General features: G+C 63.8%; 15 protein-coding genes. 2 read left to right on the top strand and 13 right to left on the bottom strand.

Annotated elements, in window-relative coordinates:
- Nucleotides 1-493 precede the first annotated feature (493 nt).
- The 7 genes from DSM100688_RS09255 to DSM100688_RS09225 all read right to left on the bottom strand — a co-directional run bounded on the left by DSM100688_RS09255 (nt 494) and on the right by DSM100688_RS09225 (nt 11,662).
- On the bottom strand, nt 494-3,616 hold the full coding sequence (locus DSM100688_RS09255; RefSeq protein WP_163146877.1) for a family 78 glycoside hydrolase catalytic domain: 3,123 nt from the start codon (nt 3,614-3,616) through the stop codon (nt 494-496).
- 306 nt (nt 3,617-3,922) lie between these two features.
- Entirely contained in the window at nt 3,923-5,092 is a 1,170-nt protein-coding gene (locus DSM100688_RS09250) for a glycoside hydrolase family 43 protein (RefSeq protein WP_152358811.1), read from the bottom strand.
- Nucleotides 5,093-5,430: 338 nt separating this feature from the next.
- Nucleotides 5,431-6,126, bottom strand: a complete 696-nt coding sequence (locus tag DSM100688_RS09245; RefSeq protein WP_152358810.1) for a YesL family protein — start codon at nt 6,124-6,126, stop codon at nt 5,431-5,433.
- A gap of 75 nt (nt 6,127-6,201) precedes the next feature.
- Nucleotides 6,202-7,335: a glycoside hydrolase family 43 protein gene (locus DSM100688_RS09240; RefSeq protein ID WP_152358809.1), complete on the bottom strand. Its 1,134-nt coding sequence runs from the start codon at nt 7,333-7,335 to the stop codon at nt 6,202-6,204.
- Between the two features lie 554 nt (nt 7,336-7,889).
- Entirely contained in the window at nt 7,890-8,846 is a 957-nt protein-coding gene (locus tag DSM100688_RS09235) for a carbohydrate ABC transporter permease (RefSeq protein ID WP_152358808.1), read from the bottom strand.
- Nucleotides 8,847-8,862: 16 nt separating this feature from the next.
- Complete coding sequence (locus tag DSM100688_RS09230; protein WP_152358807.1) at nt 8,863-9,867, bottom strand: ABC transporter permease; 1,005 nt, start codon at nt 9,865-9,867, stop codon at nt 8,863-8,865.
- A gap of 178 nt (nt 9,868-10,045) precedes the next feature.
- Nucleotides 10,046-11,662, bottom strand: coding sequence for a type 2 periplasmic-binding domain-containing protein (locus DSM100688_RS09225; protein WP_163146876.1), 1,617 nt, complete (start codon nt 11,660-11,662; stop codon nt 10,046-10,048).
- Nucleotides 11,663-12,083: 421 nt separating this feature from the next.
- On the opposite strand from DSM100688_RS09225, the gene DSM100688_RS09220 reads away from it, so the two are divergent.
- Both DSM100688_RS09220 and DSM100688_RS09215 read left to right on the top strand, forming a co-directional pair.
- Entirely contained in the window at nt 12,084-13,133 is a 1,050-nt protein-coding gene (locus DSM100688_RS09220; RefSeq protein ID WP_152358805.1) for a LacI family DNA-binding transcriptional regulator, read from the top strand.
- Between the two features lie 191 nt (nt 13,134-13,324).
- The gene (locus DSM100688_RS09215) at nt 13,325-14,176 is read left to right on the top strand and encodes a helix-turn-helix transcriptional regulator (RefSeq protein ID WP_152358804.1); all 852 of its coding nucleotides are present in this window, start codon (nt 13,325-13,327) and stop codon (nt 14,174-14,176) included.
- A 132-nt stretch (nt 14,177-14,308) separates the two neighbouring features.
- Here the strand turns inward: DSM100688_RS09215 and DSM100688_RS09210 are convergent, their stop codons facing one another.
- The 6 genes from DSM100688_RS09210 to DSM100688_RS09185 form a co-directional block, all read right to left on the bottom strand.
- The gene (locus DSM100688_RS09210) at nt 14,309-15,910 is read right to left on the bottom strand and encodes an extracellular solute-binding protein (protein WP_152358803.1); all 1,602 of its coding nucleotides are present in this window, start codon (nt 15,908-15,910) and stop codon (nt 14,309-14,311) included.
- Between the two features lie 494 nt (nt 15,911-16,404).
- Nucleotides 16,405-17,205, bottom strand: a complete 801-nt coding sequence (locus tag DSM100688_RS09205) for a hypothetical protein (protein WP_152358802.1) — start codon at nt 17,203-17,205, stop codon at nt 16,405-16,407.
- Nucleotides 17,206-17,498: 293 nt separating this feature from the next.
- Nucleotides 17,499-19,637, bottom strand: coding sequence for a glycosyl hydrolase 115 family protein (locus DSM100688_RS09200; protein ID WP_152358801.1), 2,139 nt, complete (start codon nt 19,635-19,637; stop codon nt 17,499-17,501).
- A gap of 37 nt (nt 19,638-19,674) precedes the next feature.
- The gene (locus DSM100688_RS09195; RefSeq protein ID WP_152358800.1) at nt 19,675-20,739 is read right to left on the bottom strand and encodes an alpha-arabinofuranosidase; all 1,065 of its coding nucleotides are present in this window, start codon (nt 20,737-20,739) and stop codon (nt 19,675-19,677) included.
- Nucleotides 20,736-23,159, bottom strand: a complete 2,424-nt coding sequence (locus tag DSM100688_RS09190) for a beta-galactosidase (protein WP_152358799.1) — start codon at nt 23,157-23,159, stop codon at nt 20,736-20,738. The genes DSM100688_RS09195 and DSM100688_RS09190 overlap by 4 nt, the downstream gene beginning before the upstream one ends.
- Before the next feature lie 181 nt (nt 23,160-23,340).
- A complete protein-coding gene (locus tag DSM100688_RS09185) occupies nt 23,341-25,395 on the bottom strand; it encodes a hypothetical protein (protein ID WP_152358798.1) in 2,055 nt (684 codons plus the stop codon).
- Nucleotides 25,396-25,542: the final 147 nt, after the last annotated feature.

Below are 25,542 nucleotides of genomic sequence, written 5' to 3'. Positions count from 1 at the left end.
GAAGTATGTTGTTCACGGCCGCGCGGTCACGCGATGGCATACAGCGACGTTCTGCCATCCCGTGACCAGCAGCCCGATCACGCGATGGATTGTTGCGATACAAAACCATCGCGTGCGCCTGCATCCTCCGCCGGTAAGGTCACGCGATGGCATACGGAGACGCTTTTCCATCGCGTGACCAACAGCCCGACCACGGGATGGAAAATACCGCCTCAATACCATCGCGTGACCACGCAATGCTCGATCACGAGGTCACGGGATGGCAAAACCGGCTCATATGCCATCCCGCGACCGGCCCCGCAGTCACGCGATGGAACATACCGCCAAAATGCCATCACGTGACCGCGAAATATCCGAATACAAGGTCACGCGACGGCAGATCCGATCTGTTTTCCATCGCGTGACCGGCGCACGCCCGGCCTGCGATCACGGGATGGCAAATACCGCCAAAATACCATCGCGTGACCAACAGCACTTCCGGCACACCGCCGGCTCAGCCGATCAGGTGGTACTCGCCCGGTCCGAGATCGCGGTACGTCGCGCGCGGCAGCTTCACGTCGGCGCGGGTGCGCGACGGCACGGTCAGATCAAGTTCGACCGCAACCGTATCATCAGCCGCACCACCATCCGTCACCTGGTACGCCACGCGGATGTCACCGGCCGGCGTCGGCACAACGGCACTCGCCGCACGCACCTCCCCCGGCTGCGGCGCGACCTCGAACCGACGATACCCCGGCTCGATCGAACGCACGCCCATCAGCCCCTCCGGCAGCAGGAACACCGGCGACGCGGCCCACGGATGCGAATACGTGGTGTTCGGCTTGCGCGCCACATCCCACGCCTCCATCGTGCCGCCCGCGTTCTGCGCGATCATGTACGCCCACGAATGCGTGGTGCGGCGGTCGGTGATCATCGCGGTCGCATCCCCGCTCGCCCCGGCCACGCCCGTCGCATACAATCCAAGCAGGTACGGTGCAGCCGTGTACACGCTGCACGCCATGCCGCGCGAACGCAGGAACGCGACAACCCGCGCCGCCCGCGCGGCCGGCACGTCGGCGAACGCCAGCGCAAACGCGGACGCGTGCAGCGACGCGTGATCGATCGGCACGAACCGACGCCCGCCGGCGACGAACGCAGCCGGCTCATCGACACACCCGTCATCAGTTGCGCCGGCATCACCGGTCATCACCGCGGCGACGTTCGCCTTATCGATGTTATCGACCGTCGTCGCACCGGCATCGTCAGCCGCGGCCACCGTCAGCCCGTCCAGATACGCGCCGCGATCCGCATCGTACAGTCGCCGATGCATCGCCTCGCGCATCCGCAGCGCGACGTTCGCGAACCGCACCGCGTCATCGCCACGCCCGACGGCCCGCGCGAGATCGGCCATATCAGCGTACACGCGCGACGCGAGCGCGTTGACGACCGTGTTGACCTCGCCGAACACGAATCCGTCGCGTTCGGACGGCGGCCAGTCCACGAGATCACCGTCGGTCCTGCTCGACTCACCCGGCGCCTTGACGATAAGGCCGGTCGCCGCGTCGAGATAACGGTCGGGCAGCAACGCGAGCAGGCCGTCGTACTGGTCGGCGATCTGTGCGGTCGAGCCGCCGCGCATCCACGCGTCATGCACGGCGAGGACGAGATACAGCGGCCATTCGGTGGGCCAGGTGCGGTTCGCGATGAGGTAGTCGATCGTGTACGCGCCGAGCGCGGGGGATGCGTCGAGCGCGAGGTGCGCGCGCTGCTGGAGCCACGCGTCGGCCTCGTAGGCAGCGCGTTCGCGGGTCCACGAGTCGGCGTAGATGTTGCCGTTCAGCACTTCGATCGTGTGCGCGGACAGTTGCCAGACCTTGTTCAGTGCGGGATCGGACGAACGGAACGCGCCGGGATAACCGTCGGTCGAGCCGGCCAGCGACGGGTGGACGAGCGCGGCGGCGGACAGTGCGGGGATGCCGTCGGTCGCGGCGGCGCAACTGTCGGTGACAACGTTCGCGCAAATAATGCGTTCCGTATTATTAGTGTCGATCTTGCTATAGTCGCTACGATCCGTATCATCGCGACCGTCATCGCCGCCGAGCAGGATCTCCGCGATCGCGGCGGCTCGCTCGTCAAGCCCGGTGGGCGACGGCGTATCCCACGACGACGGCGCGGCCGGCGGCTGACTCACGCTGATTTCGACGTAGCGGAAGACGCGCAGCCCCCACGTTTCGATCGGACGACCACCGGGGACGATGCGCCAATGCTCCTCGTACGTGTTGCCGGCGGAGAGATGGAACTTGACGGTGCCGTCGGGGTTAAGGATTTCGCCGTATCGAACGGTGACGTCGATCGGCCGGCGCGGGTGCAGGTTGAGTCGGATGCCGCCCATGTGCGCGCCACCGAAGTCGGCGACGACGCTGAGGATCTGGGCGGCGGATTCGGTTGCGGTACCGACCGCAGCGTCGGCCGTAGTGCAGATCGACGCGTCGTCGGGATCACCATGTTTCACGGGACGTTCCACGCGCAGCAGCGACGTCGGCCGCACGTATCGTACGGCGAGTTTGTCGGTCGGCGTGGCCAACAGTTCGGCGAACGGCGGTTTGACGGACACCGGGATCCACGCACTGTCGACAGTGCCGGCGACGTCATCGCAATGCGCATCAGGATCGGCGAGATCGTACGGATACGCGTCGCCGCGCACGTTTTCGGCCGGAGCGTCGAAGTACTGCGTGCCGATCGACGCGCTGGGCGGGTAGACGGCGGCCGGGTCGGCGAGCGCGCGCCAGATCATGCCGTGTGCGCCGGGTGCGCCGGTGCCGTAATGTTCGACAGTGCCGTCCGCATAGCAGACGTCGAGCTGGGCGATAAATCGACGGTCGTCCATCGCATAGGCGACGACGCCGATCGCGTTGCGGTCGCCGGCGCGGAGCAGCTCGGTGACGTCGTAGCCGTCGTAGCGGGCTTCGTCGTGGATCGGGAAGGTCGGGCCGACGCCGACGAACCGGTTGTTGAGCCGGAGACGATACACGAACTGGCGTGCGGGGCGGGTGGATGCGCCGGTGGCGTTGAGTGTGGCCCAGCGGATCGGCTTGTCCGGCAGGGTGACGGTGCCCCGTAGGATCGCCCAGCCGGTGGCGTTGCCGAGGTCCGCGACCGTCGCGGCGGTCGTACGACGATCCCGCGCGGTCGATGCGTTGGCCAGATCGGTGTCGTTACGTTCGCCGACGGTCGCATCGTCATCCGACGTCGACGATTCCGGACCCCAGATCGGATCGGCGTGCCAGTCACGGCCGGCACCGGTACCGAACGTCGTTGGCTCGGCCCAGTCGCCGATCGTGCCATCCGCATACTTCCACCGCAACGAAACCCAGTATCGACGTGACGGATCGGTATCGACATGATCCAGCGGCACGCCGTTCCACGCGTCGCCGTCGGCCCAGCCGCCGTCCCACACCGAGCCGCGACCGGCGAGCACATCCGTCGCGGTCTCGGCGACGATCACCTGATAGGCGACGGGATCGCCGCAGCGCACGGAATCGGCGGCCCGGGTCACGGCATCGTCGCGCCAACGCAACACGGGGACCGTGCCGGGTTCGAGATCCACCGGGGCGTGACGGTCGTTGATCAGCAGCATGCGGACTCCTCCTCTATGACGAGTCGTGTGACGGACACGTATACACGATACGGGTTCAGCGTAGGTCGCCGGTACCATCGTTGCCGTCATTTGCCACCTGTTGCCATCGTGCGCCCCTCCCCTCTCCCCTTCAACGGACATACAGCCGATTTGAGTGGGTAAATCGGCTGTATGTCCGTTAGAGAGAAGAGCATAAACGAATAGAAACGTCCTGAAAAACTCTGCCGGCACATTTCCCCAACGGACATACAGCCGATACGGGTACTGTAATCGGCTGTATGTCCGTTAGGGAGGGAAGGAAGGCGATCAGACGCCGAATGCGGCGAGCAGACGGTCGCGTTCGGCGGCGGTGATGGGCATCACCGTGCCGTGACGCGGCTTGCCGCCGTCGGCGTTGGTCGGGATGCCCTCGCGCAGCTTGCCGCTGACCGGCGTCCACCCGTCAGGGTCGGCCAGGTCCTGCGTGGCGAAGCCGATGTAGTGGTTTGGACCGTCGTGGTAGCGCGGCTGATCAATGAACAGGAACCAGCGGTAGCCGTTCACGTCGCCGTCGTTCGCGCGGAAGATGCATGGCCCCTCGCCACGCGTGAACGGTTTCGGTCTGCCGTCCTCGCCGACCTCGCCGTTCGGCAGACCGACGCCGACGTTTTCGCGCACCAGCTGCCATGAGCCGCCGGCCGCGCCCTGCTCCCCCGGCAACGCATCGCCCGCAACCGACGCCATGAGGTCATGCGATCGTTCCTCGCGCACGGTCATGTATCGTTCGTCCTTGACGAATCGGTACCACCAGTCGCCGTCGCGCGCGACGGTCGCATCGATCAGCCCGAATCCGTCGTGGCCGTTGCCGCGGCACACGTCCATCCACACGCGGGGCCGGGAGAACGTGCGGAAGTCCTTGGTCGTCGCGATCATCATGCGTCCGTAGGACGGCAGTGCGCGCGCAGCCTGCGCGGCGGCGATCTCCTCGTCGGTCATGTGCGCGGGATCGGGTTTCGCGGACGGATCGAACGACGCGGCCGAACCCTCAGCCGCAGCAGGGTACAGATTCGATGACCAGTACACCGCGTACTCGCCGAGTCCGGGCACCCAGTACGCCTCCGGCGCCCACGTGTTGCCGGCGTCCGGCGCGGAGACGAGCACGTGCCGCTGCTCGCCCCAGTGCACGAGGTCGTCGGATTCCCAGATCTCGAGGTACCGCGATCCGCGGCACTGCGCCTCGCGGAAGTTGCCGTGGAGCGCGGCGACATTCAGATCGGTGGCGATGATGTAGAAGCGATTGCCGTCGTGCGAGCGCATGATGAACGGGTCGCGCAGGCCGCGCGTGCCGAACGTCGAGGTGAACAGCGGTCGGCCGCCGTTGAGGGTCTGCCAGTTGAGTGCGTCGTTGCCGCGCGAGACGGCGAGGCTGACCTGTTCATTGCCGCCGGTGTCGCCGGTGAAGTACGCCCAGACGTACGCTTCGTATGGTTGCGTCATGATTCCTCCGTGATATCAATGTGGGTGACAATGACGAACGACACCCCGTTAGCGCTAACAATCACCAGTATAGGAACGCGAAGACCAGCCGACCACGCATACTTTCCAGATCACCGGTGCTTTCTTAAAACTGAGAGGCAGATTTCCGCTCGCGCAAGGGTCTTTCTCAAAACCGAGAGGCACGTCTCCGGCGTATTCGCCTCATATCACACGAAAACAGGCCGCAGAAGCGAGGCCGCGTCCGTGATCGCTGCCTCTCAGTTTGCAGAAAGACCTCGCCCTGAACGAAAATCTGCCTCTCAGTTTCGAGAAAGCACCGTTCCGACACCCAGCGGCGCCTATTTACCCTGTTGCTCGCGCTCCTGCTGCTTCTTGCGCTTCTTCTCCTCGACCGGCTCGAGCACATGCACGTCCATACCGGGCACACGGCCGTACGAATAAATGCACATCATCGCGGCGAACACCGGCACGGTGATGCCGAGCGCCACGCCCAGCCCCGGCCACGTGTAGTACGCCCACACGGTCGCGCAGAACAGCACCGTGACCATGAGCGAGCACCACGGGCGCGCGATCACCATCGAGATCGACGTACGCACCACCCACATCGGCTTCTCGTCGAAGTTCGCGCGGATCGCCCACGAGACGAGCACGAACAGGCCGTACAGCACGTTGATAACCAGCAGCACGCCGGACACTGCGTAGCCGATGCGCCCCATGTCGTTCCAGTTCACGAGGTAGTAGTCCCAGATCAGCAGCGCCCAGACGATGAACTGCGGCCAGCCGAACGCGTTCGCGCCGGCCAGTTCGGTCTTCCACGCGCGATGGAACGTGACCCAGCTCTGCTTGATCGTCCACGAACGGTCGTTCACGTCGAGCAGCCAGGTGCGGAACGTCGTGTACAGCGCGGCGATCGACGGGAAGAACCCGCCGACGACCAGACCCATGACCGTGTGCACGATAAACGCGACCTGGCACACCATCAGCATCATGATGATGCGGCACACGAACTCGTACCCGACTGCGAACCGCTGCATGGAAGACTCCTTTATGTTCCGAATACGAATCTGGCGGAGCCTCAACCCCGCCAGACCCATGCGCTCACTGCATTGCTACTGCCCAAGTGTACCGTCGGCCGCGCGCAAGCGGTCGTATTCGGCTCGGCTCAGCGAGAACACGCCGCCGTGCTTGGTGTGCGGACGCATGGAGAAGTCGTCGGAACGCAGATAGTCGAAGCCGCGATCAGGATCGGTGGTGACCATCGGACGGTAGCCGATCGACGGGATCACATCCACGTACAGGTACGCGCGGTCGTCCGAGTGCGACGCGAACAGCGCCGGGCCCTCCACACCGGCCGGGTCACGGTTCGGAATCCATTCGGTGCCGATCTCCTCCTGCACGATGCGCCATTCGGTTCCCGGCTCCCACCAGCGCGGCGCATCGGTCGCGTCGAGCCAGATGCCGCGCTTGACCTCGGCCGGCTCGACGGTCGACTCGCCGTTCGCCTTGGTCGCGCGGTACGTGCGGATCGTGCCGTCGGGCAGCGCGCGCTGCAGCATGGTCGTGTCGATCGTCGGACGGTGCTTGTCGATGAAGATGCCGCCGTATTCGTACGTCGCGTCGGTGAAGTCGCTCGTCGCGCCCCACAGGACACGGTCGTAGACGGCGTCGTCCTTGTGTTCGGGATCGTCGTCGGCGAACAGCTTGCTCGACCAGTACAGCACGAACGCGCCGCGCGAGCCACCGTGTTCGGCTTCCGAACCTTCCGGATAATAGTCCGCGACCCACAACGCTTCCGGAGCCCACGCCATGCCGAGCTGCGCATGCGTGCCGTCGGTGCGACGGGACACGTCAAGCGCGTGCGGTTCGCTCCAGTGCACGAGATCGTCGGAGTACCAGATGATCAGGTTCGTGCTGCCGTGATGCGAGAAGCCGTACCACGGGCTGCCCGGAGCGGAGCCGCGGCCGGAGCCGTCGAAGACACGCAGGTCGGTGGCGATGATGTACACGCGGCCGGTTTCCGGATTACGGGTCAGGTACGGGTCGCGCACGCCGGTCGTGCCGAGCGGGGACGTGAGGATGGGGTTGCCGCCGTTGAGCGGATGCCAGCGTTCCGGATCGTCGCCTTCGGAGATGTCGAGATAGATGCGCTCGGCGTAGGAGTTCGGATCTTCGATGAAGTGGACCATCAGGTAGCCGTACGGATCGGCCGGGGCCTGAGGTTGCGGCAATCGTGTGGTTGCCATGGTTGGTTCCTTTCACTGTGCACAGTGTGGATGCATCAGTAGTGGATGCATGCTCGCTCTGGTGGGGTCCGCGTGGCGGTTTTCGCTCGCCGACAGGTCTGTCGGCGAGCGAAAACCGCCACGCTGGGTCAGAACGACCCCTCGAGCAACGTATGAAGACATGAAAAAGCCGGGCACGCGGCCGGAACGGAAGCGGAAGGAGAGAATATCTTCTGTTCTGGAGTGTGCCCGGCAAGTGTGTGAGGTGCGATGCAGACTCGGATTTTTCGAGCGATAGCGTCTGGATGCTCCGCCGGCTTTGCAGCCCTTGACCACTCCGCCTTCGGACCTGCAATTAAGGACACACTGCGTGTGACATTATGCCGGCTCGCTATCGCTCGCTCCTCGCCTACAGACAGTCCACTGGACTGTCCGCTTAACGGCTCGGCCTGCAATTACGGACTCGCCTGCGGCGAGGCTCAATGCTGGCTCCGGGCTGCGACCTGTATTGCCGCAGCCCTACGCTCGGTGCCGTCGGAAAGCGCACTGCGCTTTCCTGAAGGGCTGATCGAAGATCAGCCCTTCACGGCACCGACCATAACACCCTTGTTGAAGTACTTCTGGAGGAAGGGGTAGAGGATGAGGAGCGGGATAGTGGAGATCAGGATGATGCCGTACTTGATCTGGTCGGCGAAGAGCTGCTGCTGGCCGGCGCTCATGGTGGCGTTGCCGGTCTGGGTCGAGTTCGCGAGCAGGATGTCGCGCAGCACGTTCTGCAACGGCTGCTTGTGCGTGTCCTGGATGTACACGAGGCCCGTGCCGAAGTCGTTCCAGTGCTGCACGAAGTAGTACAGCATGATCACGGCCATAATCGCGGCGGACAGCGGGATGACGATCTTGAAGAAGAAGCCGTAGTACGACTCGCCGTCCAGCTGGGCGGCCTCGTGCAGCTCCTCCGGGATCGAGGATTCGAAGAACGAACGCGCGACGATCAGGTTGAACACGTTGACCGCGCTCGGCAGGATGAACACCCACATGGTGTCGAGCAGGCCGAGGGAACGGAACAGCAGGTAGTTCGGGATCATGCCGCCCGCGAAGAACATCGTGAACGTGAAGAAGAACATGATGATGCGGCGCGGGGCGAACTCGCGGCGGCTCAGCGCGAACGCGGCAGGGATGGTCACGGCCACGTTGAGCGCGGTGCCGACCACGGAGTAGATGATCGTGTTCAGGTAGCCCTGCCACACACGGTCGTCGGAGAACACCATCTCGTAGCCCTTGACGTTGAAGCCGAGCGGCCACAGCGTCACCTTGCCGGATGCGACGAGCGTCTGGTCGGAGAACGACGCGATGATCACGAACCAGATCGGGTAGAGCACCGCGAGCACGACGAGGGTCAGGATCGTCCAGATCACGATGTCGACGATCCAGTCGCCGACGGTACGCTGCTGCGTGACCTTCGGGTTCCACGGAATCTCGTCGGCGGAAGTCTTCGGCGCGACGCCGGTGGGGGTTGCAGTTGCTTGTGCCATGATATTCACCCGCTCCTTAGAAGATGCTCGTATCCGAGAACTTCTTCGAGATGAAGTTGGTCAGCACCAGGAAGAAGAAGTTGATCAGCGTATTGAACAGGGTTGCGGCCGTGGACAGCGAGATCTGGCCGTTGATGATACCCATCTTGTAGATGAAGGTCGAAAGCACTTCGGAACCGGGCAGGTTCAGTGCGTTCTGCATCAGGAAGGTCTTGTCGAAGCCGACGTTCAGGATGCCGCCCATGTTCAGGATCAGCATGATCACGCAGGTCGGCAGGATGGTCGGCAGGTCGACGGACCAGATGAGCTGGAGTCGGCCGGCGCCGTCAATCTTGGCGGCTTCGTACAGCGACGTATCGACTGCGGAGAGCGCGGCGAGGTAGATGATGCAGTTCCAGCCGCAGTGCTGCCAGACTTCGGTGATCCAGTAGATCGGGGCGAAGAACTGCGGGTAGGCCAAGAGGCTCTGTTCGCCGAAGAAGCGGCCGATCATGCCGGTGTCCGGCGACAGGAAGATGTTGATGAGCGAGACCATGACGACCGTGGAGATGAAGTGTGGCATGTAGGTGATGGTCTGCACGAAGGACTTGATCTTCATCGAATGGATCTGGTTGATGAGCAGCGCCAGGATGATCGGGAAGACGAAGCCAAAGGCGACGGTCTGCACGGCGATGTTGATCGTGTTGCGCAGGATCGTGCCGAACTGGGGGTTCTGGAAGAACTGGTTGAAGTATTTGAGGCCGACGAACTTGCCGCCGATGAGGCCCTTGCGAGGATCATAGTCCTTGAAGGCCAACAGCAGGCCGTACATCGGGACGTATGCGAAGAGGGCCACGAAGATCATGGCCGGCAGGACGAAGGTCCACAGCTGCCAATACAGCTTGAGATGACGTCCGATACGCACCGGAAGCGGCTGATGCTTGCGGGCCGCAATATTGTCAACAACCGGCGCGGAAACCGCGTTGCCCGCGTCGACGGTCTGCGAGACTGCGCTCGCGCCCGTGCCTGTGTTCTGTACCATTGTTCCTCTTTGGAGATGGGTTGGTTTGCTAGGGATGGATAATGTCATTTCGAGCGAGCGAAGCGAGTCGAGAAATCTTGGCGAGCGTGCGGCCCGATCAGATTTCTCCGCTCGCTTCGCTCGGTCGAAATGACAAGGGTTGGGATGGAGTCAGATCAGAGCGATCGTGACGAGTCGATCACTCGTCGATCTTCTTCCAGGCGTCCTCGTACCACTTCTGCCACAGCTGGTTGTTCTCGTCGAGACCCAGCGGCTGGAGACCCTTGACGTAGGCGTCCCAGGTCGCGTCGTCATCGGCGCCGCCGTTCTGGATGAACTTAGCGATCTGCGGCATGGCGGCGGTCAGGTAGGTGGCGGAGTTGTTCGACAGCGTGGTGGAGTCGGCGTCGGACGGCAGGAGCGTGATCGGGAAGTAGTCCTTGCCGACGGCTTCGAGAGCCTTGGCGTACACGTCATCGGCCTTCTTCAGACGGGCGGCGGCCTCGTCACCGTTGATGGTGACGGAGTCCGGAATCCAGCCGGCGAAGCGGTCGGCGAACGCCGGGCTCTTGTCGTTGGCGCCGAGGTTGAAGAACTTGGAGTTCACGGTGTAGGTGTTGTCTCCGTCCTTGGTGACCCATTCGCCGAAGGCACCGAAACGCTGCTGGATGGAGTTGTCCTTGCCGTCGTACATGGCGTTGATGAGCTTGTAGATCGCGTCCTTGTTCGGGGCGTCGGCGGACACGGCCACGCCGTAGTCCTCGAACGCGCCCTCATCCTGCGAGTGATCGGCGGCCGCGGTCACGCCATCGGCGGAGGCCGGCCATTCGATCGCCTCGTACTGGTCGCGCAGGTCGGCGCCAAAGGCGTTCGGCTCGTTGGTGATCGCGAGGCCCACGGTGGCGGTCTTGCCGTCCGACGAACCGGTCAGCGACGCGTAGTACTTGGACGAGTCCTGAGTCAGCGAATCCTTCGGGCTGTAGCCCTTCTCGATCATCGTGTGCAGGAACTCGACGGTCTCGCGAAGCTGGTCGGAGACCAGGTAGTTCTTGACCTTGCCGTTCTCGACGTACGCGCCGAAGCGGGACGGGGAGTTGTTGAACTGCGTGGAGATGCCGGTGGAGTTCAGGAACAGCAGCGGGGACCACCAGCCGATGTCGGAGCCCATGTTGCGCATCGCGTACGGGATCTCGTCGGCCTGGCCGTTGCCGTTCGGGTCCTGCGTCTTGAACGCGTCCATCACCTTGAACAGCTCGTCCCAGGTCTTCGGCACCTGCAGGCCGAGCTTGTCGAGCCAGGTCTTGTTGATGAACAGGTGCTGGCCGGAGGTCTTGTAGTTCTTGCCGGAGTAACGCGGCAGGGTGTAGATCTTGCCGTCAGGGGTGGTGACCATGCCCTTGGCCATCGGCTGCTCCTTGAAGAACGCCTCGACGTTCGGCATCTTGTCGAGATCGTCGGAGAGGTCCTCGAAGAACTGGTACTTCTGGGCGTCGGCCGGGTGGTAGCCGCGGATGGTGACGTCGGCCGGGTTGCCGGCGGACAGGGTCGCGGACTTCTGCTGCGTCCACTGGGCGTCGGAGACCTGGGACCATTCGATCGTGCAGCCGCACGCCTTCTCGAGGTCCTTGGTCCACGTCATGGTCTTGACGTCCTGGTTGGTCGCGTTCTGGAACATGACCTTGACCAGCGGCTTGCCGTCCTTGTCGACCTGCTTCTTGTCGGCGGAATCGGAACCGCAGCCCGCCAGAATCATGGACATGGCGCCTACGGCCGCGATGGCAGCCATGGCCTTCTTCGCCACACCTTTGTTCGACATCTTGTTTCCTTTCTTGTGCGCGTTCATCGCGCACCGATGCGACTGAGTCCCCGCCCGGCGCGGAAGGAAAAGGAAGAAAACCGTACCGGACAACAACTCAATTATCGGTTCACCTCGTCGTGGGGTTAACGCTAACCAATATAAGGCATAGATTAACGTTTGGCAAATCATGCAGGGAAAAACCGTGAGAGAGCTGGGAAAAATCCCATAAATCGCTTATATTCCAATGGTTTTCTCGATTGCAAATTTTGGCAAGAACCATAGTTTACGGTTAACTTTCGGCGTGTCGCATACTGATCAAATCGCGTATTTGACGAAATGCTGGAATTATCTATATGATTATCGGTAAACAACAGAGATCGTTAACCTAACGTTGGGTTACGATAGAGAAGTTCCATACAAGGTATGCCAAAGGAGCATCATGAAACGAGCCGCCGTCACGCTGAAAGATGTAGCCGCAGCAGCCGGCGTATCGGCCATGACCGCATCCAAGGCCATGCGCAACGCGCCCGGCATCAGCGACGCCACACGCGATCGCATCCAAGCCCTCGCCAAGGAGATGGGCTACACGGCCAACGCGTCGGCCAGCATGCTCAAATCGGGCCGCAGCGGCATCATCCAAGTCATCGTCAACGAATACGACATCCCGTTCTATTCGAAGCTCATCGACGCGCTGTCGAACGCGATCGTCGATCAGGGCATGGTGCCGTTCCTGCAGGAGACCAAGTACCAGCCGGACAACGCGACCACCGCGCTGTCGAACTCGCTGTTCTCCGGCACGCTCGCCGACGGCGTGATCATCCACGCCTCCGGCCTGACCGGCGAACTGGTCGACTCGATCAAGCACGGCCGGCCGGCGCTGTTCATCGACACCTACGAGGAGAAGACGCTCGTCTCCGCGATCATGTTCCCCAACGAGGAAGGCGCACGCGCCGCCGTGCAGCACCTCGCCGCGCAGGGCTGCCGCCGCATCGGCATCGTCGGCCCGCCGTTCATCGACAAGAACGAACTGCTGTCTGCGCCCAGCACGCGCAAGCTGCGTCTCATGGGCGCCAAGTCGGCGCTCATCAACCTCGGCCTCGCCTACGACGAATCGGTCGTGATCCCGCTCAAGGGCATGAACGAGACGTACGCGCGCGAGGCGATCCGCGAGCGCGGCCGCGACGGATTGCCGTTCGACGGCCTGTTCTGTCTCAATGACTCCTCCGCGATCGGCACGATCCGAGGCCTTGCCGACCTCGGTCTGCGCGTGCCGGACGACGTGAAGGTGATTGGCTTCGACGGCGTGACCTCGGGCGAGTTCACCGTGCCCTCGCTCACCACGATCAGCGTGGATATGAACCAGCTCGCCTCGCTCGCCGTGATGAACCTGCGCCAGCAGATCGAGGCCCCGGCCGGCAAGCGCCCGGACCCGACCACCATCACCGTCGGCTACACGCTCACTCCGCGCGAATCCACCGAGGTACGCTGAGACGCACCGCTTCGTCCCACCTCACCCGGCCATCCTCTCTTCCTCGTGGCGGTTTTCGCTCGCTGGCGGACCGCCTAGCGAACGAAAACCGCCACAGCCATCCTCGAGTGGCGGAAAACGCTCGCTGAGACACGTCTCAGCGAGCGTTTTCCGCCACGACGCACCGCACCGACGCACTACGATGAGACCGTATGAAACGCACGCTTGAACATCCCGCGCAGCCATTGCGCATCGCCTTCGTCGGCGCGGGACGCGAGCACGATGCCAAGGCGCGGTACGGTCCGATCATACGCAACCATGACGCGATCCATCTCATCACCGAAGGCCGTGCGCACTACCGCATCGGCGAACTGAGCTTTCCCGTGCATGCCGGGCAGTGTGTGTATCTGCCGGCCGACACTCCCCTGTTGTACTACAGCGACGCCGACGACATCTGCACGACCGATTGGGTCAACTTCCGCGGCGACGACGTCCCGCGCATCACGGAACACTGCGGCCTGACCACGACGCGGCCGCTGGCCGACGTCAGCAGTCCGGACACGTTGCACGACATCGTCACGCGCATGCTGGACTGTTCCGAACGATCGTTGTCGACCAATCTGCGGCTCGTCGGGCTGATGGACGATTTTCTCGGCACGCTGGTCGAGACGTCGTCCACGGCCGAGCTGAACGTCGATCCGAAGGCGAACGCGTACATCACGCAGGCCGTGCAGTACATTCAGGACCATATGGGCGAGCCGCTGCGCGTGAGCGACGTGGCGGACGCGCTGTTCATCAGCCGGGCGTATCTGTACACGCTGTTCCAGGACTTCCAGCACACCACGCCGCAGCTGTTCATCACCAAGGCGAAGCTGTATCAGGCGTGCGAGCTGCTGCGCACCACGCGCGAGCCGATCCGGCAGATCGCCGAGGACTGCGGGTATCGCAACGTCACCGCGTTCTCGAAGGCGTTCCGGCGGATCATCGCCATGTCGCCGCGCGAGTACCGGCAGCATTTCACCGATCCGGACCATATGGCCGAAAGCTGGGACGAGAAGGACTGAGCCGGGCGGCCGAGCGCGGCGGCGCAACGCCGCGGCACCCCGACGCCCCGACGCACGCACGCGCAGACACGGAAGGAGGTTCCCCTCCCGCGAACGGAAGGGGAACCTTGAGGAAAGGAAGGAGGAAACGAATCAGTCTTTCTTGTTGGCTTCGTCGAGCCACTTCTGCCATAGCTGGGCGTCCTGCTCGATGTTCATGCCCTTGAGGCCCTCGACGTAGGAGTTCCAAGCGTCGTCGGTCAGGCCGCCGTCCTGGATCCACTTCGCGGACTGCACAAGCGCGGCGCCCATGATGTTCGCGTTGTCGTTCGACAGCGTGGTGGAGTCCTCGTCGCTCGGCACGATCGACACCGGGAAGTAGTCGTCGCCCACGGCCTTGAGCTGGTCGGCGTACACGTCGTCGGCCTCCTTGAGCTGCTCGGCGGAGGTGTCGCCCTTGATGGTGACGGAATCCGGGATCCAGCCGGCGAAGCGGTCCATGAACGCAGGCTGCTTATCGTTGGCGCCCAGCTTCCACAGCTTCGGATTGATGGTGTACTCGGTGTCGGAGTCCTTGGTGATCCAGTCGCCGATGGTGCCGTAGCGCTGCGTGATGGAGTTCGTGGAGCCATCGTACAGGGCGTTGATGAGCTTGAAGATCGCGTCCTTGTTCGGGGCGTCGGCGGACACGGCCACGCCGTAGTCGTCGAACGCGCCGGCATCCTGCGAGAAGTCGGCCTTGGCGGTCACGCCGGACTTGGAGGCCGGCCATTCGATCGCCTCGTATTCGTCGGCCAGATCACCGAACGCGGAGGCCGTGTTGGTGATCGCGAGACCCACGGTGGCGGTCTTGCCGTCCGACGAACCGGTCAGCGACGCGTAGTACTTGGACGAGTCCTGCGTCAGCGAATCCTTCGGGCTGTAGCCCTTCTCGATCATCTCATGCAGGAAGTCGATCACGTCGCGGTATTCCTGTTCGATCATGAAGTTCTTGACCTTGCCGTCCTTGACGTAGAAGCCGAATCGCGACGGGCTGTTGTTGAACTGCGTGGCGATGCCGGTCGAGTTGAGGAACAGGAACGGGCTCCACCAGCCGAAGCCGGTCATGTCGAGGTTGCGCATCGCGTACGGGATCTCGTCGGCTTGGCCGTTGCCGTTCGGATCCTGCGTCTTGAACGCGTCCATCACCTTGAACAGCTCGTCCCAGGTCTTCGGCACCTGCAGACCGAGCTTGTCGAGCCAGGTCTTGTTGATGAACAGGTGCTGGCCGGACGCCTTGTACAGCTTGCCCTGATAACGCGGCAGCGTGTACATCTTGCCGTCCGGCGTGGTGACCATGCCCTGCGCGACTGGCTGCTCCTTGAAGAACTTCTCGACGTTCGGCATCTTGTCGAGATCGTCCGACAGGTCCTCGAAGAACTGGTACTTCTGCGCATCCGACGGATGGTAGCCGCGGATCGTCACGTCGGCCGGGTTGCCGGCGGACAGGGTCGCGGACTTCTGCTGCGCCCACTGCGTATCCGAGACCTGCGACCACTCGATCGTGCAGCCGCACGCCTTCTCGAGGTCCTTCGTCCAGGCCATGGTCTTGACGTCCTGGTTGGTCGCGTTCTGAAACATGACCTTGACCAGCGGCTTGCCGTCCTTGGTCTGCTCGCCGGCGCCGTTGGAACCGCAGCCCGCCAGCATCATCGACATGGCGCCGACGGCCGCGATGGCGGCCATGGCCCGCTTGGTAACGTTGTTTCGACTCATTGCCTATTCTCCCTTGATCATATGGACTCTCGGCGCACCGTCTTCGTGCGCCGGTGAATCGGCTCGGTGACATCTACGTAACACCACGACGAGGTTCTCACGCAGATGCCGCCGAACCGATTCACCGTCACCTCACTGCGTTGGGGTTAACGATATCTAATATGCACCATGCGGCGATGCGACACCATGCGCAAACGTCAAGAAAAGTTATCCCGTTGTCAACCGGACCGACGGCAATACGGCAGCATGGCGGAATATCAGGAAAACAAGACGACGCAAGTATTGTTGCGCTACAATACGCGCACGTCACCGGACGATGCATCGGACAGGGTTACGATGGTTCGCATAACGTTAGGATCGGTTACGATGACGTCGTGCACCTCTCCGAGTGGCGGAAAACGCCCGCTGAGACATGTCTCAGCGGGCGTTTTCCGCCACTCGCGCACCATGACGCCGCAACGACGATCACTCAGGCGCGCCGCCCTCCGTCCGACTCACTCGAACCGGAGATAGTCGACGAATTCCTGCGCGCGCGTCTTGTTCATGTCATCGTTGATGTTGCTGAACCCGACGATCATGTCGTCCGGCAGTCCCGTGATCGACGTCCACGTCGCCGACTTCGACAGGTCGAGACCGTACGCCTGCGTGACGTCGTCGGTCGGCTCGCCCTGTTTGTCGACCAGCGCACCGGACTTCGCGAACCCGTCGAGCGTCGACGTGTCCTCCGCGGCCGACATCGCGGACACCAGCTGCCTCGCGTTGAGTTCGGCGAACGTATCCTTGTCCGCGATCATCATGTTGATGTCGCCGGCCGTGACCATCGTCATCACCTTGGCCGAATCGTCGGTGTACCCGTTGCCGCCGATGTTGTACGTGCCAGTGATCTGCACCAGCCGATCGTCGTCGATCTTCCGCTGCGTGACGAAACCGGACTTGAGTTCGTCCAGCTGGCTCGTGTAGTCGTCGAGGCCGAAGCCGGCGACGGTCAGCTCGGCCTGCGGCGGACGCGTGAGGAACGTTACGACGAGCGAGACCACGACCGCGACGGCGACCGCGGCGATAACCGTGCCGAGCAGGAAGTGCTGCACGAAGAACGGCCATTTGTCCTCGCGCGGCAGCTCCTTGAACGTCGTCCATTTCGACTGCTTGGCGTACTTGTTCGTACTGGCCAGCGCGGCGACGGCGGCCAGCTGCTCGTCCGTGAGAACCGTGCTGTTCGTGTCGTTCGTATTGTTCGCGTCGTTCGCGGCCGCGGGATCCGCACCGGTCGTCTCCAGCTTGTCGTCATCAGCCATGTCAGGACCTCCCCTATGCAATGTTCCCGAGTATAGTCGGCAGGCTGAGGAATGACTGGAGACCGGCGTTCGCGTTCGCACCTCGCGCGGCACCCGCATGCTGGACCACGCGGCGCCCGCGCCGCCCAGCGCGTGGCGGAAATGACTCGCTCACGGCCACGTCAGCGAGCGAAAACCGCCACAACCGTCACCCAGCGGCGGAAAACGCTCGCGGAGAGCCGCGTCAGCGAGACAAAACCGCCACGCAATAATGAGCGTGGCAGAAATGACTCGCTGACGCACCGCTCGGCGAGTCATTCCTGCCACGCGCGCTTCATGGCCTGGAAGATCGCGTCATCGGACTCGTGGTTCTCCATATTGAGCACGACGATCACGTCGCGCCACTGCTCGGCGTAACAGAACTCGTGCTTCCAGCCGACGTAGTGCGGGCCGTCGCCGCGGTTGCGCAGGTAGGCCATGAGCGCGGCACATACCTGCCCGGAGAACTTCACGTCCGCAAGACAGTCGTTCGACCAGAACCCCTGCCAGACGCCGTGCTCGCGAGCGCGCATCGCCGCGTCACCGGCCGCAAACCGCTCGCGGGCGAGTCCGGCGCGGTAGAACGCGTGCTTGAAGTCGCCGGCGAGCGCCCGCTCGAGCGACTCGCAGACGAGCAGCGTGCCGGCCACGCATTCGCGGTAGACGGTCGACTGCAGGCCGATCGTGTCGCGGATGAGCCGTGCGGCGTGGGCGCCGACGTTACCGGTGTCCTCCGCGTCGAGCGCGGCACGGTCGCAATCGCGCACGAGCCGCTCGTATCGCGGCAACGCATCCGCGCACAGCCGCTTGACCCACGCGATCTGCGCCGCGAAGTCGCCATGCACCAGCCACGTGAGATCATCCTCCTCGTCGCGACTGCCGGACAGGTAGTGCGTGATCATCATGCGCGGGATGTACGTGTACAGCTGTTCGCCGCACCGCTGATCCCACTCGTCGCCGAAACGCGCGGCCGCATCCCAGTACGCGCGGAACAGTCGCACCACGGCCGGCGCGCACGGCTCGCCGTAGTAGCGACGGCAGTAATCGAGCAGGAACGCGTCGACCTGCGACTCGACCGACTCTCCCGTCCCATCCAGCGAACCGTCGCGCCACAGGCGGGCGATGAGGTCGAGCGTGACGACGTGCGGCTTGACGTTCGAACAGTTGACGACCCACAGTGAGTCGCCGCCGTGCGCGAGTACGGTTTCGAGTTCGCGTGTGATGTCGTCGGCGGATTCAGGCATCTGGGTGATATGGTTCGCGGCCTGCAGATCGAAGAACGACGCGTGATAGTAGATGCCGTTCTCGCCGGGGTCGGCGGCGTCGGGCATGGCCGGCTCGCGCGGGTCCCAGTTGCCGTTGCGGCGCACCATCATGCGGCCGTAGCCGTTGTCGGACCAGATCTTGATGACGTCGTCGGGGAAGTGCAGCAGTCCCTTGCGGTACAGTTCAAGCGATTCGGAGTACAGATACACGGCGACCGGCGCGTGCGGATCGGCGGCGCGGACGAGATCGTATTCGTCGCGCATCGCCTCGGACAGCACACGGCCGCGCTCCTCGTCGGTGACGTATCGCGGATCGTCGGTCCAGAACGGGCCGTCGCAGCTGCCACGGAAGCCGAGCGTCCATACGACCTTCGGATCGTCATGTCTGCCGGCCGCCGGATCGTCGCACGTGGTCGCCGCGTCGGTTCCGCAACGCTGCGCGATCGCCTCGCGCCACAGCGTCTCGTACTTGTCGCGATCCTCGGGCCAGCGCGGCTTGAGACCGGGATAGGCTTCGGAGAACAGCCGCGAGCCGAGCGGCGTGGCGTGATGCTGGTTGACATACAGTCCCATGCGATGCGCGAGATCCCAGTGCGGGGCCATGTTCTGCCCGGAACCAGGGATGACGAGGTTGCCGCCGGCACGCAGGAGCGTCGCAAAGATCATGCGCCACGTCAGTTCGTTATCGTTGCGGATATTCCACGAGACGATAAGCACCTCGTCGTTGACGAACCAGCCGCGGTAGCGCACGGCGGCGGGATGCGAGTCGAGCCGCGCGGTATCAGGGAGACTGAGTGAGGCGCGCGGGGCCGGGCGCTGGTCGTTCCAGAACCAGAAGTCCTCGAAGCCGAGCCATGCGCGGCTGATCGCGTACAGGCCGTAGATGCAGCCGAGATCGTCCGCACCGGCGACGATCACCACGTTCGCAGCCGCATCGACGGTCACGCGGTACTGTTCGGTCGCGAGCGTACGGTCGAATCGTACGACGATCGTCGCGCCATCCGTAGCATCTGCAGCATCGTCTCCCGCGAACGCGATGTCCAGATCATGCGTCAGATCTTCGATCGCGTACGCGACCGGTTCCGGCACGGCCGATGTTTCCGCATCATTCCAACGGACTGCGGAACGTCCGTTCAGCACCACCGACATAGTGGCACGCTCCTTTCCCTTGACTCGCTACGACTCACTACCGTTCCATCATTCCGAACGCCCGCTCGATCGCCGCGTATTCGGCATCGGTGATCGGCAGAACGCCACCGTGCCGCTTCTTGAGCGAACCGAGATCGACATCCGTCGCCGCATCCCAATCCGCACGTGCCGCACTGCCCAAGTCGGCCGACCGGAATGGCAGATACCCGCGCCCGAGCCGGTACTGGTCGCACATCAGCCCGTATCGCATCGGCCGCCCATCGATCACACGCACGTCGGACTCGTTGAACCGGAACAGTTCCGGGCCTTCCAGATAGCCGCCGCTCAGCCGATCGTCGTCGAAGATCGAACTGAGTATGCCGACATACGCCCACTCGTCCACGCCGTCGCCGGTCTCGAGGTCGGCTCGCGGCGCGTCGGTGACCGCGTACGGGTTGCGCGTGCGTTCGATGGTGATCTGGCCGTCGCCGGACGCGCGGTACCACCAGCCGTCATCGGCGTGGATCATGGTGGTGTCGATGCAGTACGACTCGCGGTCGATCCACTTGACCGGCTCCGAAAAGCGCACGAAATCGCGAGTGGTGGCGTAATACATGTTCTGGAAGTCGCCATGCGCGTTTACCGTGTGCGAGCCGGTGGCCCAGTAGACGATGTACTGCCGACGCGCCTCATCCCAGCAGGCTTCGGGCGCCCACGCGAAGCATGCGCCGGGAATGGCTGCGGCAATCGGGGCGAGTCGCGGTTCGCTCCAGTGCGCGAAATCGTCGGTTTCCCAGATGACGATGCTGGTGCTGCCGGTTTCTCGGGCGCGACCGGTGGCCCAGCCACCGCGATGGTAGATGCTCAGGTCGGTGGCGAGCAGGTACGCACGCGGGCTGTGCGCGGCGATTGCGGCCGTGGAGTCACCGTTGCCGTGCGCACGGATGAGGAATGGGTCGCGGACGCCGCGCTCGCCCACCGTTGATTCGAGAGCTGGATGACCGTTCGGACGGGTGTCATGCCAGTGGATGCCGTCACGGCTGAGCGCGAAGTAGATCTGCTCGTCGGTGGCCGATTGTTCGGTGCCGGTGAAGTGCGCGAACAGGTATGCGGTTGAGGTCATGACAGGAACTTTTCGGATTCGATGACGAGTACCGCGAACGGGGGTAGGACGCGGTGGCCGGGGGTGACGGTCGTGTCGGTCAGCAGGTCGCGACCGGCGAGCGACGCCGGCAGGTCGACCGCGACGGGCGCGTTCACCGGGTTGAGCACGAACGTGAACGTGGTGCCGTCGGCTGCGACGCGACGGGTGACTTCAAGATCGACCGTGCGCAGGTCAGCGGGCACCGTGGCATCCGGTGCAGCTGCGGACCGTTCGACCGTGCCGACCAGCGGCGCGTCGGTGAGCCCAACAATGCCGGTGCCGGCGAGCAGCGCATCCACGAAACGCGGCATGGCCGCATCGTCCGGGAACGTGGCCGCATAGAACACGCCGCCATTGCCCGCGCTCGGGCGGAACGTGAAGGCGGGCGTACCAACGTAGTATTCGCTGCCATAGGTGGCGAGTACCTCTGTGCCTTCATCGGCCTCGAGCACGTCGAACAGCACGCGGCCGTGAGGGCCCGCTGCGTCGTTCGCACTATCTGCAATGACGGGATTTTCAGTATAGTCCGTGGGCGCAACGGCGGCCGAGACGTTTCCGTCAGCCGCAACGGCGCGATCGCCCGTCGCAACAGCACGATCGCCAGTCACATCGGCCGCCGCGTCAACCGAACCCACACCAGCCGAACTCTGCCCCGCGAACCGCAGCGGTACCACGGCCGCATCCGGGTCGAGCGCATCCGTCTCCTCGACCCACACGCCGGTCAGGTCGCGCAGCGGCACCGGGATCTCGCCCTGATACAGGCTGTCGTGTTCGTCGGTCAGCGCGCTCAATGCGGTCAGCAGCAGCCGTCCGCCGCCGGTCACGAACGCGCGCAGCCGCTCGACCAAATCCGCGCGCATCATATACAGACACGGCGCGAGCACGAGATCATACGCATCGTACGAGTCGTACGGGCCGACAATGTCGACCGGGATGTTGCGACGATGCAGTTCGCGATACCACCGCTGCACTTCGGCCACGTAATCCATCGAGATCGTGGGGCCGGCGGACATGCCGATCGCCCAGCGCGACTGCCAGTCGAAGATCAGCGCGACTTTCGCCGGCACCACTCGACTGCCGAGGATGCGTCCAGAGACGCGCCCCAGCTCGGCTCCCAGCTTGGCGCATTCCTTGAACGCACGCGTGCGATCGGTGCCGTCGGAGCTCACGAGCGCGCCGTGGAACTTCTCACAGCCGGACCGGTTCTGCCGCAGCTGGAAGAACTGCACGGTGTCGGCGCCGTGCGCGACGGCCTGCCAGCTCAGCTCGCGCATCTGGCCGGGGCGCTTCTGCGTGTTGTACGCCATCCAGTTCTGCCGGCTCGGGGTCTGCTCCATGAGCATGAACGGCTTGCCGCCGCCCACGCCGCGCATGAGCTCGTGGCAGAATGCAACGTTCGCGGGGTCGGTGTCGGGGCGCGGGTAGGAGTCCCACGAGACGACGTCCGCGCCGCCAGCGGTTGCGGTCGGCGCGGCTGTTTCGGCAGTCGCGTCACCGGCCGCGTCGCCAACCGTCCCGTCCGTCGCGCTCGCGCCCGCACGCCAGCGGAAGTAGTCGTACGTCGGATACGTGCCCATCATGTTCGTCGTGACCGGATTGACCGGATCGAACTTGCGGATCGCGGCCTTCTCCTCGTTGTACGACTCGAGCACGCACTCGCCGTAGAACCGCTGGTAGTCGAGCGAGAACCCGCCGAGGATCGCCTTGCCGCCCCAGCTGGTCGTGTCGCCGAGTTCGTTCGGCGGGAAGATCTCGTCGAAGCCGTGGTAGGTGTGGCTCCAGAACGCCGAGTTCCATGCCTCGTTCACGGCCTCAATCGTGCCGTATTTACGGTGCAGCCACTCGCGGAACTTGACCGCGCACGTGTCGCACCAGCACATGCCGCCGTATTCGTTGCCGACGTGCCATGCGACGAGGTTAGGCAGTTGCCCGTAACGTTCGGCGAGTTTGCCGGCGAGCGCCGCGGAGTACTTGCGGAAGGTCTGGCTGTTAATGCACGCGTTGTGACGTTCGCGGTGACGCATCTTGCGGCCGCGTTCGTCGACGCGGTTGACGTCGGGGTGACGCAGTGCCATCCATGCCGGCAGCGCGCCGGTGGACGTGGCCATGACGATCGATAGCCCAGCGTCGCTGACGGTCTTGACGATGCGGTCGAGCTTGCTGAAGTCGTATTCGTCTTCGCTGGGTTGCAGTTGCGCCCACGAGAAGACGTTGAGGGTGACCTCGTTGATGCCGGCTTCCTTGAACAGCCGCATGTCGTCATGCCAGACGGATTCTGGCCACTGTTCGGGGTTGTAGTCGCCGCCGTAGAGCATGCTGCCGCGCGAGGCGAGACGTTCGACGAAGGACGGCTGGGTCGGTTGGGCTGACGATTCGGTTGATGATTGAGTTGCGGCCATGATCGAAAAACTCCTTTGTTGTGTCACGTGTTATGTCACCGCAGTAGATCACTGCACTGCATCGCGTATGACGGCGACCGTCTGCCGGACTTCCGGCGGATATCCGTCAGACATCCGCAGGACTACCGACAGACATCCGTCAGGCATCCGTCGGAAGTCCCGCAAACGATCGCCAACGTATTCACTCCGCATCCAGCATATGCCGGACGATGAAGTACAGCGCCCAGTCCTGGTCGTTCGCCATCGGATCGGCGAAATGCGTACGTTCGCCATTCACCGAGAACGGGAACACGTACGCGCACGACGCGGTGCCGTCCGCGAAGAACAGTTGCAGCAGCGCGCGACGCGACGCCTCCGCGCGACGACGGTACCGCCCGGCCGCGTTTTCGTCGTCCATGAGATCGGCGGCCAGATCGAATACGTCCGCAGTCAGTCCGCTCCAGTAATGCGGGAACGTGTCGCCGTACTGCTTACGTTTGCCGAACCAGAATCCATCCCAGTGACGGATCGCGACCTCGTTGAGGTGCGCGTCCGGCTGGCATCCGTTGAACTGGTCGAGCACACGCAACTGCTCGAATCCGGCGCGCAGCAGGTCCTGATCGCCGGTGAGCGCGGCCGTCTGCAGGATCACGCTCGCGGCCGGCGCGACGATCGACTGCTCATAGTTGACCTCGTGCTTCGGATAGTGCAGCCCCAATCCTGCCAACGTTCGCGCATGAGTGAGAAACAGGTCACGCATCTCGTCGAGCAGGTCGCGCTCGTCGGCCTGTTCAAGCGCACGGCAGAGCGCGAGGACCGGCAGTTCGAGCGGGTAGAACCGGCTGCCGCCGCCTGCGTAGAACCAGCGCAAGATGCGGCACGCGACGCGCAGGTGCTCCACGTCGCCATCGAGTTTGTACAGCTCGACGTACAGTTCCGCGAACCACGGCGCGTTGTACAGCCGCTTGACAGAGTTGTCGCGCGGCGCGTCGTTGAACACCTCGCCGGTCTCGACGTCGACCAGTTCGCGTTCGACGAACTCGCGGTAGTCGCGCAGGCTGTCAGACAGTTCGTCGCGCAGCGGCTTCCATTCGCCGCCCGGCAGGTCGCCGGACAGGGCCATCGACACGTCGGCGAGCAGGTCGCCGTTCTCGTCGCGCACGATGCCGCGATCCAGTTCGCGCAGGTACGCGGCGAGCAGCAGTCCCATGCCGACGCGTTCGCGGCCGGCGTTGTAGTCGTTGACCACGTTGCCCTTGTCGTCGCCGGCGTAATAGTACTGGCGGCGGTCCTCGTTGTCGTACGGCAGGTACGCGCCGCGCAGGTGCTCGTCCGGGCCGCGGTACTGCTGCTTGCGGGCGATGAACCGCACGCGCTGGGCGGTGAGTTCGTCGAGCGGCGCGGAGACGAACAGGCGCGTGCGCACGGTGCGGTCGCCGACGCGGACGACGAACGTGTGCTCGCCGGCGCGGTCGCGGTATTCGTCGTGGGTGAATTCGTCGCGTTCGTCGGGCGTGTAGGCGAACGTGTACGTGCCGTCGGGTTCCGCGGCGGCGGGGATGCCGTTGACGGTGACGGGGGCGTTTTGGCCGGCGTCGTTGCCCTGGTCGGGCGTGAACGACGGGCGGATGTGCAGGACGGCAGTCTCGCCGGGGAACGCAACGTAGCGATCCCAGCGGGCGTCGATGAACGCACTGCGTTCGGCGGCCTGCGCGAAGAAGTCGTCGCGCGAGTCGCACGGGAAGATCGTCCACGAGATCGTGTGGGTCTGGCCGGGCGCGAACTCCATCGCTTCGGGATGCAGGACGAAACAGCCGCGGTCGTTGCTGTACTGGACGAAGTCGCGGCTCGTGCTGTAGTCGGCGAGCGCTCCTTCCGTGAGGACCAGGCCGAGGTGCGGGGCGTTGCCGCTCATGCGCAGGGCGAGTGCCCAGCTGCAGGTGCCGCCGCAGAACAGGTGGACGTTGCAGTGGCGTTCGATCGAGTAGTCGTCGGTTTCGTCGTAATAGCGGTCCTCGAGCGGCAGGGTGATGCCGATGTCGCCGACCGCGGTGGTGATCGTTTTACTCGTGGCGTTGCCGAGCAGGACCGTGGTGACGATGGTGTCGCCGTCACGCAGCATGTGGACGGACGACTGGATGCCGTCCGGGGTACTGACCGCGGCGTACGGATGGTCGGATCGCAGCCAGTTCATGCCGGTCGGATCGGTCGAAAATCGAATCGTTACGTCACCGGGAGCACCCAGTTCCGAGATCATGGACCTGGTGTCTGCATATGCCGGGATTACCGGGGAATTCTTGCCTAGCGAGTACATACGCCAGTCCTTTCCTCACGAAGCATCGACGCTTCTGCACGTCGTTGTATCACTCAAAATCGCAACGCTGCGATTCTATACGATTCCGCA

Source organism: Bifidobacterium ramosum (assembly GCF_009299505.1).
GTDB classification, from domain to species: Bacteria; Actinomycetota; Actinomycetes; order Actinomycetales; family Bifidobacteriaceae; genus Bifidobacterium; species Bifidobacterium ramosum.
Note: the sequence above shows the minus strand (reverse complement) of the source record. Positions and strands in the feature narration are given on the sequence as shown.

Excerpts from the sequence above, each read along its gene's own strand:
- DSM100688_RS09255 (WP_163146877.1), bottom strand. The coding sequence starts at position 3,616 with ATGCTGCTGATCAACGACCGTCACGCCCCGGTGGATCTCGAACCCGGC.
- DSM100688_RS09220 (WP_152358805.1), top strand. The coding sequence starts at position 12,084 with ATGAAACGAGCCGCCGTCACGCTGAAAGATGTAGCCGCAGCAGCCGGC.
- DSM100688_RS09190 (WP_152358799.1), bottom strand. The coding sequence starts at position 23,159 with ATGGCCGCAACTCAATCATCAACCGAATCGTCAGCCCAACCGACCCAG.
- DSM100688_RS09210 (WP_152358803.1), bottom strand. The coding sequence starts at position 15,910 with ATGAGTCGAAACAACGTTACCAAGCGGGCCATGGCCGCCATCGCGGCC.
- DSM100688_RS09225 (WP_163146876.1), bottom strand. The coding sequence starts at position 11,662 with ATGTCGAACAAAGGTGTGGCGAAGAAGGCCATGGCTGCCATCGCGGCC.
- DSM100688_RS09250 (WP_152358811.1), bottom strand. The coding sequence starts at position 5,092 with ATGACGCAACCATACGAAGCGTACGTCTGGGCGTACTTCACCGGCGAC.
- DSM100688_RS09235 (WP_152358808.1), bottom strand. The coding sequence starts at position 8,846 with ATGGCACAAGCAACTGCAACCCCCACCGGCGTCGCGCCGAAGACTTCC.
- DSM100688_RS09215 (WP_152358804.1), top strand. The coding sequence starts at position 13,325 with ATGAAACGCACGCTTGAACATCCCGCGCAGCCATTGCGCATCGCCTTC.
- DSM100688_RS09230 (WP_152358807.1), bottom strand. The coding sequence starts at position 9,867 with ATGGTACAGAACACAGGCACGGGCGCGAGCGCAGTCTCGCAGACCGTC.
- DSM100688_RS09195 (WP_152358800.1), bottom strand. The coding sequence starts at position 20,739 with ATGACCTCAACCGCATACCTGTTCGCGCACTTCACCGGCACCGAACAA.
- DSM100688_RS09240 (WP_152358809.1), bottom strand. The coding sequence starts at position 7,335 with ATGGCAACCACACGATTGCCGCAACCTCAGGCCCCGGCCGATCCGTAC.
- DSM100688_RS09245 (WP_152358810.1), bottom strand. The coding sequence starts at position 6,126 with ATGCAGCGGTTCGCAGTCGGGTACGAGTTCGTGTGCCGCATCATCATG.
- DSM100688_RS09205 (WP_152358802.1), bottom strand. The coding sequence starts at position 17,205 with ATGGCTGATGACGACAAGCTGGAGACGACCGGTGCGGATCCCGCGGCC.
- DSM100688_RS09200 (WP_152358801.1), bottom strand. The coding sequence starts at position 19,637 with ATGTCGGTGGTGCTGAACGGACGTTCCGCAGTCCGTTGGAATGATGCG.
- DSM100688_RS09185 (WP_152358798.1), bottom strand. The coding sequence starts at position 25,395 with ATGATCTCGGAACTGGGTGCTCCCGGTGACGTAACGATTCGATTTTCG.